The sequence below is a fragment of the Novosphingobium aerophilum genome, assembly GCF_014230305.1.
Classification (GTDB): Bacteria; Pseudomonadota; Alphaproteobacteria; order Sphingomonadales; family Sphingomonadaceae; genus Novosphingobium; species Novosphingobium aerophilum.
On record NZ_JACLAU010000023.1, the window covers coordinates 40901 to 54163 of the forward strand.

At 60.6% G+C, this 13263-nt stretch carries 10 protein-coding genes and 2 pseudogenes; 4 read left to right on the forward strand and 8 right to left on the reverse strand.

The window, feature by feature from the left end; all coding sequences use genetic code 11:
* Nucleotides 1-2049: a type IV secretion system DNA-binding domain-containing protein gene (locus H7F49_RS13260; protein WP_328806747.1), complete on the reverse strand. Its 2049-nt coding sequence runs from the start codon at nucleotides 2047-2049 to the stop codon at nucleotides 1-3.
* Between the two features lie 39 nt (nucleotides 2050-2088).
* Complete coding sequence (locus H7F49_RS13265; protein ID WP_127692020.1) at nucleotides 2089-2325, reverse strand: hypothetical protein; 237 nt, start codon at nucleotides 2323-2325, stop codon at nucleotides 2089-2091.
* 271 nt (nucleotides 2326-2596) lie between these two features.
* On the opposite strand from H7F49_RS13265, the gene H7F49_RS13270 reads away from it, so the two are divergent.
* The gene (locus tag H7F49_RS13270) at nucleotides 2597-2881 is read left to right on the forward strand and encodes a DUF6437 family protein (protein WP_235982152.1); all 285 of its coding nucleotides are present in this window, start codon (nucleotides 2597-2599) and stop codon (nucleotides 2879-2881) included.
* Between the two features lie 200 nt (nucleotides 2882-3081).
* Here H7F49_RS13270 and H7F49_RS13275 read toward each other — a convergent pair whose 3' ends face one another.
* On the reverse strand, nucleotides 3082-4161 hold the full coding sequence (locus H7F49_RS13275; protein ID WP_185684064.1) for a LacI family DNA-binding transcriptional regulator: 1080 nt from the start codon (nucleotides 4159-4161) through the stop codon (nucleotides 3082-3084).
* A 126-nt stretch (nucleotides 4162-4287) separates the two neighbouring features.
* On the opposite strand from H7F49_RS13275, the gene H7F49_RS13280 reads away from it, so the two are divergent.
* The 3 genes from H7F49_RS13280 to H7F49_RS13290 all read left to right on the forward strand — a co-directional run bounded on the left by H7F49_RS13280 (nucleotide 4288) and on the right by H7F49_RS13290 (nucleotide 10172).
* Complete coding sequence (locus tag H7F49_RS13280) at nucleotides 4288-6498, forward strand: TonB-dependent receptor (RefSeq protein ID WP_214647814.1); 2211 nt, start codon at nucleotides 4288-4290, stop codon at nucleotides 6496-6498.
* 129 nt (nucleotides 6499-6627) lie between these two features.
* Nucleotides 6628-8826 carry a beta-glucosidase family protein gene (locus H7F49_RS13285; protein ID WP_328806744.1) on the forward strand — a complete coding sequence of 733 codons (2199 nt, stop codon included), beginning with the start codon at nucleotides 6628-6630 and terminating at the stop codon, nucleotides 8824-8826.
* A gap of 71 nt (nucleotides 8827-8897) precedes the next feature.
* Nucleotides 8898-10172: a sugar MFS transporter gene (locus H7F49_RS13290; RefSeq protein WP_185684066.1), complete on the forward strand. Its 1275-nt coding sequence runs from the start codon at nucleotides 8898-8900 to the stop codon at nucleotides 10170-10172.
* A 141-nt stretch (nucleotides 10173-10313) separates the two neighbouring features.
* On the opposite strand, the pseudogene H7F49_RS19910 reads toward H7F49_RS13290, so the two are convergent.
* From H7F49_RS19910 to H7F49_RS13310, 5 genes and pseudogenes are all read right to left on the reverse strand, one after another.
* Nucleotides 10314-10499 (reverse strand): annotated as a pseudogene (locus H7F49_RS19910) (DUF1810 family protein); the annotation flags it as partial.
* Nucleotides 10420-10608 (reverse strand): hypothetical protein, encoded by a 189-nt coding sequence (locus H7F49_RS19915; protein ID WP_328806748.1) that lies wholly within the window; start codon nucleotides 10606-10608, stop codon nucleotides 10420-10422. The pseudogene H7F49_RS19910 and the gene H7F49_RS19915, both read right to left, overlap by 80 nt.
* Nucleotides 10609-10655: 47 nt before the next feature.
* Nucleotides 10656-10853, reverse strand: a pseudogene (locus H7F49_RS13300) (transposase); the annotation flags it as partial.
* 1250 nt (nucleotides 10854-12103) lie between these two features.
* Nucleotides 12104-12976: an IS21-like element helper ATPase IstB gene (istB, locus tag H7F49_RS13305; RefSeq protein ID WP_054123600.1), complete on the reverse strand. Its 873-nt coding sequence runs from the start codon at nucleotides 12974-12976 to the stop codon at nucleotides 12104-12106.
* Nucleotides 12973-13263: Mu transposase domain-containing protein (locus tag H7F49_RS13310; RefSeq protein ID WP_407940311.1), on the reverse strand; the 291-nt coding region annotated here is incomplete at its 5' end. The genes istB and H7F49_RS13310, both read right to left, overlap by 4 nt.

Sequence of the window (13263 nt, forward strand, 5' to 3'; positions counted from 1 at the left end):
TCACAGTTCAAAATCGCCGAGGTCGGGACCCTCCTGCGAAGGCTGATCCTGCTCGGGAACGCCGTCTTCGAGCATGAGCTTGCGGGCTTCTGCCTCTCGCTGGCGCTGGGCTATCCGATCGACGGCTTGCGGCTTATCCGAGGGCGGATTGGCCCGCGGCAAGTCGCTTCGGCGTCCCTCCTCCACGCTTTTCGATGGATTCTTCTCATCGGGATGATCGCCTTTGCGGAGCGTCGCATTCGTGGGCAGCAATGGACGGGAGTTACGCGGCGTTGCCGTACGCTCTTCAGGCGACGATTTTCGCGGATGACCGGACTTACCTGACGGCTTCCTGAGGTCGTCGGGAATGTCCTTCTGCGCCCGTTTCGCCGCCTGCTGGCGTGATTGCTTGGCATCCGCCTCAACTACCGGCTCTAGCGAAAGAGTACCTTGCTTTGGTACGACAGGCTTGCCTGCCCCGTCATCGTTCGACGAAGGATGTTCGCTATGATTTGCTGGCGGATTGTCAGCTGTCTCGCCGCCTTCACTCTTGCCGTCGACCTGCCGGATCGGCTGTCGATCCTTGGCCCGACCGACGAAGACATGTGCGATTCTTTCCCGGTCTATCGGCTTCAGACGGACCGGCGCTGCAGGAAAGCCGTCGGGGAATTTGATGAAGCCCGACAGACGCGGCAGGTTCATCAACTGGTCCGGCAGCAGCAAAGGCTCGATATGCTTGCGAGGCGTCAGGCTGACGGCGTCGCGGGCATTGTTGTAGCCATAGGTGTAGCCTTCTTCCATGTCGCGAACCTGGCGATGCCCGATGAAGTCGGAACACCAGGTGGCCGTCTCGCGGTCTGCCGTACCGAGGATCAATTTGGTCCTGGCAAGCGATGCAAGCGTCATCGCCATGTTCTCACCGTAGACCTCCTTGAGCTTGGCATAGGCATGGGTGCCGGTGACGATTGCACCACCGAAATTGCGCGCTGTCTGCAGGCCTTTCTCGAGAGCGGGGAGCCGGTGAAGCGCGCCCAGCTCGTCGATGAAGAACCAGCATTTGAGGTCCTTGGTGCGAGGCATCGTCATCAGCGTGTTCATCGCCGTATCGAGCCACAGCGTGAGCAGCTGCGCGCACACGCTCATGTCGACGTAGCGCGCGGAGATGAAGACCATCGAGCCACTTCTTTTGGCGTTAGTGCCTTCGTCGTCATGGGCGCCCTCCTCGATCCAGTCGCGGACCGAAAAGCGGCGCCCGGAAGTGGGCAGGAGCTTCAGCGCCTTGGCGTTCACGTTGAACACTGCCCGGATCGATTCCGCCATACGCGCGGCTTCAGGAGCGGTCAGGGGATCGGCGATCGTGCCTCGCATCATTGCGTGGACCCGCGAGAGATCAGCGGTCATCAGTTCGCGGGCAAGCGCAGCATTGGTGCCCCGCCCTTCGGCCACCAGCTTGAGGCAGAACTCGACGAATAGGGCACGCGCCGCGATAACCCAGAACTGCGCCTCCCCGCCCCCATCATGGGGTACGAGGGCTTCCGCTGCCGCCCAGAATTCACCTTCAGTGCGGCATTCGTCGAAGAGGCTCCATTGGGGACAGCGCGCGTCGAGCGGGTTCAGAATGATGTCCCGGTCGGCCTGGTAGAAGTGTTCGATGAAAGCGCCGGTTAGGTCGAATACGACGCAGCGCTGTCCCTTGGCGCGGGCTTCGGCAATCATGTCCGACATGGCGACTGTCTTGCCCATGCCGGTGGTCCCGATGAGCATGGCGTGGCTCTGTTCAAGCCGCCAGGGATAGACAACCGTCGCAAGATGCGAGGGCCGGTATGGAAATGCCGCAGACAGTTCCTTGGGCGAACACAGATGCCATTTCCAACCCATAGAGCTCGAGAGCTCACGGGCGCGCTCGCGCTGGTTGTGCCCGCGCAGTTCATCGACCAGTTCCGGTAGTGTAACGAGCATGGCCCCGCGCTCATGTTTGCGCTCTTTTGAACGGCTGCCGAAGCGCGCTGCGAACCAGTAGAACAGCACGAACGCCGGCACGAGAAGCAAGGCCGACCCGAGCAAAAAGATAGGAGGAAGCCCTGACGGACTTCCTCCTTGTGTGTGGCATCAGAATTCATCGCTCAGCTTTCCGGGCACTGTGTCGATGACCCGGTCCAGCATGGCCTTGGGCAGTGCGCCGTAATCGCCCTCATCGACCGCGATGTAACCTGCCTCACCATCGGTCAGTACATATTGGGTGAAGTAGCTGTGAAGGGACCGGGCATGAGCCTTGTCGAGTGCGGCAACCAAAGCTGCCTGATCTGCCTGGAATGAACCCTGCGCGATATTCAGTGAAGCGTACATGATCTTTCCTCCTGATGTTCGATGCGTCGCATCAGGAGCTGCGAAGATGTGGGTGACGGGCCGGGTCAGGGACCGCGCATAGCGCGGCCGCGAAGCGGCGATGGGGGAAACGATTTTTGCCGGGCTTGCCCGGTAAAAATGGTGGGGCCCCGTCGTCCTTGACGCGGCCCCAAAGCCCGCATCACACTTGGCCTTTCTGCGAGAGAGACCTCTCCAACGTCAGCGTGAAAGCACTGGCATCGCGGCAAAAACCGTTTTCCTACATCGCCCCATGTTGGCACTGTCGCGCGTGGAGGGGACCAACGGCCAGCGAAAGGACAATCTGATGGCCAGGTCCAAACCGAGCGCGCGCAATGCGCTCAAGAAGCTGCGCGAGCAGCGCGAAGAACTCGATGCACAGGAGGCCAGACTCCGCGAGGAAGCGGCAGGCGAACTGGGCAAGGTTCTTCTCGAATGCGGAGCCGAGACTATCGAACCTGCGCAACTGAAGCAGCTCATCCGCGCATCGCTCACCATCGGGATCGACGATGCTCTCAAAAGGCTCTCCCCCGCCTGACACTTCAACCGCGGCGGGGTGTGACCCCGCAACATCCAGTCTTGGGGTGTGATGAGGCGCCCCCAATCCGCAAAAGAAGGTCCTAGGGTCCAACAAATATTTCGACGGGGGTGCCCCCTATCTGGCGCCTCCAGGAATCTCGTCGTCCTTCCATTGAAGTCATCGCACAGACAACTCCAACGCTCGGCTAGGCGCTCCATTCACCCCTTCGGAGGTGCGCAGGTGCCTGCCACGATTAACTCGGTCTGCAACTCCGGCACAGCCTCGCGGGTGCCCTTTGCCAATTCGACGCTTGATTCTCCTAGCTGGCGGAGGGGCATTTTCACAGACGTGAGTTTGGGTCGCACCAGCGCGGCTGCGATGTTGCCGTCGAAGCCTATGATGGAGAGGTCTTGCGGCACGGACAAGCCCATTTCCTGCGCACCCCACATGACGCCAAGTGCCATTGCATCGTTGAAGCAAAACACGGCTGTTGGCCGATCTCCAGTGCTGAGGATCTTTTTTGCCGCCGCGACGCCTGCATCGACCAGCTCTTCTGGTGTTGAACTTCCGCCGGTCCGATTATCCGAAGGCGCGACTACGCCAAGGTCTTCAAACCGCACGATGCTGACATCGGAGGTGTTGCCGCCAGCTTCAATCCATCCATCGAGGAAGCCAACCACGCGGGTTCGCGATGCAGCGTGGCTCTTCATACCTTGGATAATCGCGACCTTGCGGTGACCGAGACCGAAAAGGTATTCAGCCGCAGTCGCTGCTCCTTCGGCTTCCTTCACGGATATCACGATGCCTGGGCCGGTCGGATCGATCGGCGAGATGCGAACCAGTGGGACGTTTTGCGATGCGGCCAACGCTAACAGTTCCGCATCGTCACACAACGGTGGGAATGCCACGATCGCTGCGACTTCATCGATCTCTACATCCCCAAGATAGCGGGACATGGGTGTGCTGCCAGCCGGACCAACCTCTTGCACCACGAGGTTAAGCCCACTGCGCCGGGCTGCGGGAAGCGCGCCTGCAAGGATCTGCAGAAAGTAAAGGGAGTCGACGCGATCACCAAGGAGGATGAGTGTGTTGGGTGCACTGTTCTTGAGGGCTTGAGCCGCGCGGTTGAGGCGGAACCCCAACTGTTCGATCGCGGCAAGGATCTCTTCTCGCTTCGCTTCGGAGACGCCTTTTTCCCCGTTCACCACGCGCGAAACTGTCTTCGCCGAAACTCCAACGAGTTTGGCAACGTCGTTCAGCGTAGCACGCCCGCTGTGATGACCCCCCAGTGTATTCACGCCAAAGGCCCTAGCGCAAGGCGCAAACGTATTCAAGACGTCAACGTTGACGTAATAAATTTGACAACGATGACTTAGGTGGCCAGAGGCACCGTGGTCGTCACAACGAGTCCCAGGGAGGGAATCATGAAGAAACTGGCTTTTGGAGTCAGCGCGTCGATCTTTGCGCTGACTTGCACCCCCGCCTTCGCCCAGGCAGCTGATGCTGAACAGGCAGAAAACTCCGACGAGGCAACGCAGGCTGCCGACAGTGCAGATGCGGGCGAAATCATCGTCACCGCGAACCGCGACCCCTCGCGCCTTTCCAAAACCCCGATCGCACTATCTGCGATCAGCGGCGCGGATCTGGCGGCTTCGGGCGTCACCACGCCGACCGCACTTGCTGCGATCACGCCCAACCTCTCGATCACGCGCGATGCGGTTCCGGCTTCCGGCGGCGGTCTGCAAATCACCATCCGCGGCATCACCAGCACCGACGCTTCGGAAAAGGGTGATCCGTCGGCAGCGTTCCTGCGCGATGGCATCTACATTGCTCGCCCGCAGGCACAGGAAGTGTCCTTTTTCGATGTAGAGCGCGTGGAAGTTCTGCGCGGTCCGCAGGGCACGCTTTATGGCCGCAACACCACTGCTGGCGTCGTCAACGTCCTTTCGGTCCGTCCGAAGGATAAGTTCGAAGTCGTCGGTGACTTCGGCTACGGCAGCTACAACAACATCACCGGCACTGGCGTCGTGAACGTGCCGGTTAGCGAAGGACTCGCACTGCGTGCCGCCGTGAACCACGAGCAGCGCGACAGCACGGTAATCCCGACCAACAGCACGGTCGACATCAACCCCTTCAGCAACAACACTTCGGTTCGCTTGTCGGCCCTGGCAAAGCCGACCGACAATGTGACCCTGTTCGTTCAGGGTGACTATTCCTGGATCAAGGGTTCGGGCTTCGCCGTTGTGCCTGTTACCAACTTCTTCCAGGTGCCCTTCACGGCTTTGACCGCGCCGGTGCGCATCGAAGCGGATGCTGACGTGCTGCGCTCGACCAACCGCGTCATCCCGTGGGAAGAATACCGCGACAATCGCGACCGCGGGGTGATGTCCGAGCTAAACGTTGACCTGGGCTTCGGAAACGTGACCTGGCTGTCGTCCTATCGTGAACTGGATCGCGATGAGCATCGCCATCAGGGCCCTGGTGGCACCACGAAAAGCGTTTTCGTAGGCAACTTCTGGCAGCACTCGCAGGAACTGCGTTTGTCACTTGGTGGTAACAGCTGGTGGAAGGCGCAGCTGGGCGGCTACTACTTCAAGGAGCAGTCGAACCTTATCGGGGCCAACATGACCGCCAACACTGGCTTCATCCAAGGCCCCACCAAGGCGATTGGCAAGGCGCTATTCGCACAGGCCACCGTGACCCCGCTCGACGGTTTCAACATCACTGCGGGTGTGCGATATTCGCATGACGACAAGTCGCGTAAGGGCGTGATCGCAAATGACCCGTTTGGAACGCCGGTTACGACCTCGATCAATGACGCTGCCCGTTCGTTCAGCAAGACCACCTGGCGCATCGGCGCGGATTACGACCTGCCGGGTCTGGGCCTAGTCTATGCCACAGTCTCGACTGGCTACAAGGCAGGTGGCTTCAATGACGGCTGCGAGATTGGCACCCAGGCTGGTTGTTCGCTCACGGCTGCTCAGCTATACTATCAGCCGGAGTCCGTCACCTCCTACGAAGCCGGCTTCAAGTGGCGTTTGCTGGACAACATCGTGCGACTGAATGGTGCGGCGTTCCATTACGATTACGCAAACATGCAGTTGAGCCAGGCCAGCACCTGCTCAGGCATTGCTTGTCAGGTCACCAGCAATGCCGGCCAGTCGAAGATTGACGGTGTCGAACTGGAATCGGTTCTGCAGCCGGCGAAGGGGCACGTGTTCAACTTGTCGGCAAACTGGCTGAATGCGCGCTTCACCGAGTTCGCTCCAGCTGCTGGGGTCAACCTCGCAGGCCGTCCGCTTTCGCGCGCGCCCAAGTGGACCCTCAGCGCAGGTTATACCTTTACGCAGGAGCTGGAGAATGGCGGCAAGATTACTGCGAACGTAACGAGCCGTTACTCCGCGCAGTATGACCTGACTGACCTTGCCACCCGCGTGTTCTTCTACCAGCCGAGCTTCACGAAGACCGACGTTTCGCTGGGCTACACGGCTCCCAACGGGGTCTGGAATGTCCAGGTCTTCGGCCGGAACCTGGAGAACACTCTGGCGCTGACCTACGCTCGCAACTCCGCCACCGGAGAAGCAACGTTCGAGCAGCCGCGGAATTTCGGCGTCCGCGCCGGCTTCCGCTTCTAAGCACTCTCCCCAGGGGCCCTGCGATCATCGCAGGGCCCCGCTTTCTTCAAGCGCGCCATGCGATGATCGCTGCAAGCATTCTGCAGCGACGAATGCGGCGCATCGCCATCAGCGCACAAGGATCAGATGATGCGTAAGCTCGCCGTATCTGCAGCAATGACGTCTGCACTAATCGCTTCAGCCGTTGCGGCGAAAGAGCCTGCCAGCACCAATGCCGATGCCTGGCAGCGCGCTGAGGCGACAGAGCAGAAAATGACGGATGCCGAGCGCGTCGTCATGACAAGCGGGATCACTGCCTTGCCGAATGCTGGCGACAAGATCCCTGAAGATGCAGTGCTCGGTGCGGGCTACGTCGCGGGTATCCCCAGGCTCGGCGTGCCTGCACTCAAGGAAACCGACGCTGGTCTCGGGGTTTCCTGGGCACTCGGTGCGCGTGGTAACGAAGGAGCCACCGCTCTTCCCTCAGGTATGGCGCTGGCTGCAACCTGGAACCAGGAACTGGCTTACCAGGCCGGACAGATGGTCGGCGCGGAAACCCGCGCCAAAGGCTTTAACGTTCTGTTGGCGGGCGGGGTCAATCTCGTTCGAGATCCGCGCGGCGGCCGCAATTTCGAATACTTCTCTGAAGACCCGCTCCTCTCCGGGATTCTGGGGGGCTACTCCATCGCTGGCGCTCAGTCGAACCACATTATTTCTACGGTGAAGCATTTCGCGTTCAACAATCAGGAAACAGCGCGCAAGTTCGGCAATGTAACAATTTCTGAGGCTGCTGCCCGCGAAAGCGAGCTGCTGGCCTTCAAGCTGGCTATCGAGATCGGCAACCCCGGTTCGGTGATGTGCAGCTACAATCGCCTGAATGGTCCCTATACGTGCGGCAGCGAATGGCTGCTGCAAAAGGTGCTCAAGCGTGACTGGGGTTACAAGGGCTTCGTCATGTCGGACTGGGGTGCGGTCTATGAGCCCGGCTTTGCCTGGGCCGGTCTGGACCACCAATCGGGCAGAAGTTCTGATCCCCAGGTTTACTTTGCCGATCAGCTCCTAACCGATGCAGGCACCGATGCAAAGCGCAAGAGCCGCATTTCCGACATGAACCGGCGCATCCTGTGGGCTGTCTACAGCAATGGCCTGGATCGTTTCCCCGTGTTGCCCGGCGAGAAGATCGACAAGGCAGGCCACGAGGCTCTAGCTGGTGAAGTCGCACGCCAGGGGATCGTTCTTCTCCGCAACGAGCGAGGCGCTTTGCCGCTCGCAGCCGAGGCAAAATCGATCGCGGTGATCGGGGGCTTTGCCGATACCGGGATGCTCTCAGGCGGTGGGTCAAGCCAGGTGCATGGGGACGGTGGTCCTGCCGCGATGATCCCAGGCGGAGGGCGCGGGCTGTTCAACGGCTGGGAACAATATCAGCGCGGCACGACCCCCTTGGCAGCGATCAGAAAACGTGCGGGCCAAGACGTGACCGTCACCTATCGCACCGGCAATTACATCGCAGAAGCTGTTGAGCAGGCCCGCAAGGCCGACGTCGCGATCGTGTTCGCCAACCAGTGGCAATCCGAAGGTCGCGATAATCCCGACCTGTCGCTGCCGCGCGGGCAGGATGCGCTTATTGCTGCTGTTGCTGCTGCCAACCCGAACACTGTGGTCGTGCTCCAGACCGGCAGTGCCGTGCTCATGCCTTGGTTGGACCAGACCGCAGCCGTGCTCGAAGCATGGTATCCCGGTGTGCAGGGAGGCGAAGCCATCGCATCCGTGCTGTTCGGCGACACCAACCCCTCGGGTCGACTTCCCGTCACTTTCCCTGCGTCTCTGGAGCAATTACCGCATCCGGTGTTGCCGGGGCACACCGAAGCGGACCCTGACAAGAACGGCGCTGGTGCACCCGGTCAGCAGGTCACCATCGACTACAATGTCGACGGCTCGGATGTCGGCTACCGCTGGTTTGCACGGCAAGGACACAAGCCGTTGTTTCCGTTTGGCTACGGCCTCAGCTACACGAACTTCGCGACGTCCGGCCTGTCGGTAAAGGGTGGCAAGGCCACTGTAACGGTTCAGAACACCGGTGGCCGCGCTGGTGCGACAGTTGCCCAGGTATACCTCGTTGCGCGCGGCAAGGTAGCGACAAGGCGTCTGGTCGGCTTCCAGCGCGTCTCGCTTGAAGCAGGCGCATCAAAAACAGTCACGATGACCATCGATCCGCGTCTCCTCGCCGACTGGAAGGACGGACGCTGGTCCATGCCTCGCACAACCTACTACTTCGCGGTCGGCGAGAACGCCGAGGCCCTGAGCTCTCCGATTGGTATCCGCCTGCCCGCGAAGCGCTGGGCAGATTAGAGTTTCCACCCCTGGCCGTCTCGACGTTGCGCGAGGCGGCCTTTTTTCTTTTCAATCGCAGGAACGAGCACATGGCCATTCCCTCAAGCGCGCCCACTGCAGCGCAGGCAAATGCCCAGCCCGAAGCGCAGCAGCTTCAGTTCTATGTGATGGGGCTGTTCTTCATCTTCGGCGGGATCACCTCGCTCAACGATGTGATTATCCCCAAGCTGAAGGAGCTGTTCACGCTCAACTACACCCAGGCAATGCTGGTGCAGTTCTGCTTCTTCACGGCCTACGCGGTGATTGGCATTCCAGGGGCGCGGCTGGTCAAGAAGATCGGCTACATGCGAGGGGCCGTCGCCGGTTTGCTGACAATGATGGCGGGGTGCCTGCTGTTCATTCCGGCCAGCCAGACCGCGACATATGCCTTGTTTCTCCTTGCCCTGTTCGTGCTCGCCAGCGGCGTCGTGATTGTTCAGGTCGTGACCAATCCGCTGATCTCGATGCTTGGGCGGCCCGAGACTGCACACAGCCGCCTCACCTTTGCTCAGGGGTTCAATTCCCTTGGGACGACCGTCTTCCCCATAGTCGGTGCAATCCTGATCCTCGGTGGCCTCGCAGCGGTTTCGGCTGATCAGCTGACCGGGGCCGAACTTGATGCCTATCGCACTGCGGAGAGCCAAGCGATCGTGCATGGTTATCTCGGCATTGCCGCAGCCTTGGCAGTGGTCGCCGCTGCCGTGTGGAAATTCCGCAACGCGTTGAAGAATGAACGTCACGAAGAGAGCAGCGGCCTCGCTGGTCTCGACCTCCTCAAGCGTGGCAGGTTCGGCCTCGGTGCGCTCAGCATCTTTCTCTACGTCGGTGCCGAGGTCTCGATCGGCTCGCTCATCGTAAACTACCTGATGCAACCCCACGTTATGGGCTTGGCGGAGCAATCAGCAGGCAAGATGATCGGAATTTACTGGGCGGGCGCCATGGTCGGTCGCTTCATCGGGTCAGCCTTGCTGAGGTTCGTCAGCCCTGGAAAGGCATTGGCAGTGGCCGCGCTGGGCGCAATCACCCTGATAGGTCTCTCGATTTCGTCCAGCGGAGCGACTGCTGGCTACAGTCTGCTCGCCGTCGGTCTGATGAATTCGATCATGTTCCCGACGATCTTCAGCCTGGCCTGCGAAAAGCTCGGCCCGCGCACCGCCGATGGTTCAGGCATCATGAACGTCGCCATCTTTGGGGGTGCCGTAGTTCCGATGCTGACCGGCGCGCTTGTAGACCATCTGGGCAGCATTGCGCTCGGCCTGGCGCTTCCTGCGCTCTGCTACGGCGTGATTGCATACTTCGGCTGGTATGCGCGGCGGCCGGCCTAAGCAGCGTCCTACAGATTCCCTAGCAGTCTGAGCGTGGCAGGATCGCGACTGTCCGCGAACCATTTCTGGTGGGCGGCCTTGGTTCGCCGGCGCGACATCCAGGAAGAGCGTCAGACAAGATCGCAGCTTTGCGGCGTCGATCGAGCCGAGGACGGCGTCCGGGTCGTTTGTCGGCAAGCTCTGCAACGCCTCCAAACACTCGATAAGCCTTGCGCCGAGGAATTCGTGCGAGAGATATGCCTCGGCTTCAGCGAGAGACCGGAGCGCATAGAATTTCGACGTCTCGCTGTATCCAAGTCCCGCGAGTTGCGGAAAGATGAACCACATCCAGTGGCTGGTCTTGCAGCCCGCTGCGCAGTTCGCGCAGGACTTGTGGATAGCATAGTTCCTGCGCGTTGATGAAGCGGTCGAGGTCGAAAGGATCGTCAGTTGCCATGGGCTCATTTCGCGCTCTGGTGGGAAGCTAGGCTCAGGACTCACTGATCACAGCCAGAAGAGCACGGTGGCGGCGAGTGCGAGGGCGGAGAAGAAGACGGTTGGACAGCGGTCGTATCGCGTTGCCACGCGTCGCCAGTCCTTGAGACGGCCGAACATGATCTCGATGCGGTTGCGCCGCTTGTATCGGCGCTTGTCGTATTTGACGGGGATGGAGCGGGATTTCCGGCCCGGAATGCAGGGCTTCGGGTTACAAAAGTGAATCCTCTGTAGGTGAGGCTCCAATAGGTGGCGCCGATACCAGGTGACCATGCTGCATAGGTGGCACCTTGGTTCCCGCCATTGCCGGGTATGGACCACGTCCCAGTCTTGCTTCCATCAGCCGGTACTTTCGCGATCGCACCGCAGAAATCGGTGTAGCCATAGGGCGAGAAGTCCATCGCGGAGTAGAGCGGGAACGCGACAAAAGTGCTCGTGACAGCAAGCCCTCCGAACCCAAATGAGTTCACAAAATTCGTTGTCGTGTCGAGCACCAATGAGCGGGCCAGTAAGACCGTGCCGTTGCCGTCGAACTTGTAGATTGCCGCCGTGCCTGCGCTCGAATTGCTCGACTGGACCCATATGTTTCCAGAGGGATCAATCTGGACAAATCCATCCAAGCCGTAGGTGGTAGGAAGCGAGATCTGCCACTGGATGACCGCGCCCGAGCTGATCTTAAGCAGTGATGGCGTGCCATTGACGTTGGTCATCCAGTAGATGTTGTTGGCGCTGTCGATTGCCACGCCGTAGCCATAGTCATAGGCAGTGCTGCCGATCGACCTCTGCCAGCTGATTGCCGGGGTCGCGGTCGAAATCACCGTGATAAGGGCGTCGTATCCGCCGGAGGTCGAGGTCAAGGTGTAGCCAGATAGGACCAGCAGGGAGCCATCGGGGCTGAGCGCCATCTGGCTCGAAAACTCGTCGCTGGAGCCACCATTGGAGCGCTGCCACTGCAGGGTGCCAACGCTGTTGTACTTGGCGATGTACTGATCATAGCCGCCCGAGCCGCCGCTCGAATTGGTGTATCCCACGACGTAGACGTTACCCGAGGCATCCACCGCCGCGTTGTACCAATACTCCTGAGCCGACCCGTTAAGGCTGCGCTGCCATTGCAACGTGCCGCTGGTGTCCAGCTTCAGCAGATAGGCGAAGTAGTTGCTCGAGTAGTAGCCGCCCGCCAGATAGACATTGCCGCTCGCATCCACGCAGCCACCGCTGAAAAAAGGACCGGACAGGGTTTTGGCCCAGAGCAGCGCTCCATCCCGGCTCCACTTCAGAACGACAGAACTGGCGCAAGCGTAGATGTTCCCGCCGCTGTCCGTCCCGAGCATCCGGTAATTGAAAACGGAGGTGCCGAGGCTCGCATGCCAGAAGCTTTCATTGGATTTGCTGTCAACGGCACTGTAAAAATCCCCGGAAGTGGCAAAGTAAAATTCCCCACCTCAGGTTTTGGGCAGTCAGGTGGTTGGTGGCGGGCCTCCATTTTTGGGTGGGCGCCCGCGGCGGCGTGGTTCGATCAGTACGGGCGGTGTAATTGGTGCGTTCGACCTGATGTGCTCGGGCAGGAGATCGGCATGGCGACGCAGGCGGTAGCTTGAGCCATCGATCTGGATGACGATGGCGTGGTGCAGCAGTCGATCGAGCAAGGCCGTTGCCACTACGGGGCTGCCGAAGATGTCGCCCCACTCGGCAAAGCCGCGGTTCGAGGTCAGGATCATCGCGCCCTTTTCGTAGCGCGCATTGACCAACTGGAAGAACAGGTTGCCGCCGCCGGGTATGACCGGGAGGTATCCGATTTCGTCGACGATCAGGAGTGATGGCCGGCAGTAGAAGCGAAGCCGCTCCCGCAATGTGCCTTCGCGTTCAGCCTTCGCGAGAGCGCCGATCAGATCGGCAAGGGTGATGAAGGTAACGCTCTTGCCTGCCTTGACGGCTTCCAGGCCAAGCGCACTGGCCAGATGGCTTTTGCCGGTGCCGGGCGGGCCAAGCAGATGGACCACCTCGGCGCGAGAGACGAAGTTCAGCTCGGCAAGCGCCATGATCCTGGCCTTGTCGAGCGAGGGTTGGAACGAGAAGTCGTATCCTGCCAGCGTCTTCACGGTGTTGACCCGGCCCATGCGCAGTGCCGCGCGGATGCGGCGCTCCTCGCGGAAGGTCAGCTCCTCGAGCAACAACTGCTCCACTGCCTCAAGGGCCGTTATCTCGCCTCGGTCGAGACGGGATACGCAGTCATCGACGACCTCGATCGCGCGCGGCATCTTGAGGCCGACCATGCTGCATTTGATGCGATCTAGCAGGGAGGCTGATGGGTCCGGCAGCAGAGAGTTCATGCTCTTGCTCCCGCCAGCTGCTGGCCGATGGCGGCGTAGATATCGAGAGAGCGGCGCGCGACTTGCTGCCCGGTAAATCCATGCGGCAACGGCAGATCGTCATTCCGGCGCTGATGGCGCCGGTGTCCATCGAGCAGCGAACGCTGCCGCCGCCCTTCCAGCAAGGGGTGGCGTGCGATCAGGCGATCATCCTCGAAGATCCGGATCTCGTCGGCGAGGCTGTGCACTTCGACCACGCGGCGCCGGGTTGCATCGGGGACCGAGTAGTAGTTGCCGCCAACGCTGAC

Excerpts from the sequence above, each read along its gene's own strand:
- H7F49_RS13265 (WP_127692020.1), bottom strand. The coding sequence starts at position 2,325 with ATGTACGCTTCACTGAATATCGCGCAGGGTTCATTCCAGGCAGATCAG.
- H7F49_RS13270 (WP_235982152.1), top strand. The coding sequence starts at position 2,597 with ATGTTGGCACTGTCGCGCGTGGAGGGGACCAACGGCCAGCGAAAGGAC.
- H7F49_RS13280 (WP_214647814.1), top strand. The coding sequence starts at position 4,288 with ATGAAGAAACTGGCTTTTGGAGTCAGCGCGTCGATCTTTGCGCTGACT.
- H7F49_RS13285 (WP_328806744.1), top strand. The coding sequence starts at position 6,628 with ATGCGTAAGCTCGCCGTATCTGCAGCAATGACGTCTGCACTAATCGCT.
- H7F49_RS13290 (WP_185684066.1), top strand. The coding sequence starts at position 8,898 with ATGGCCATTCCCTCAAGCGCGCCCACTGCAGCGCAGGCAAATGCCCAG.
- H7F49_RS19915 (WP_328806748.1), bottom strand. The coding sequence starts at position 10,608 with ATGGCAACTGACGATCCTTTCGACCTCGACCGCTTCATCAACGCGCAG.
- istB (WP_054123600.1), bottom strand. The coding sequence starts at position 12,976 with ATGAACTCTCTGCTGCCGGACCCATCAGCCTCCCTGCTAGATCGCATC.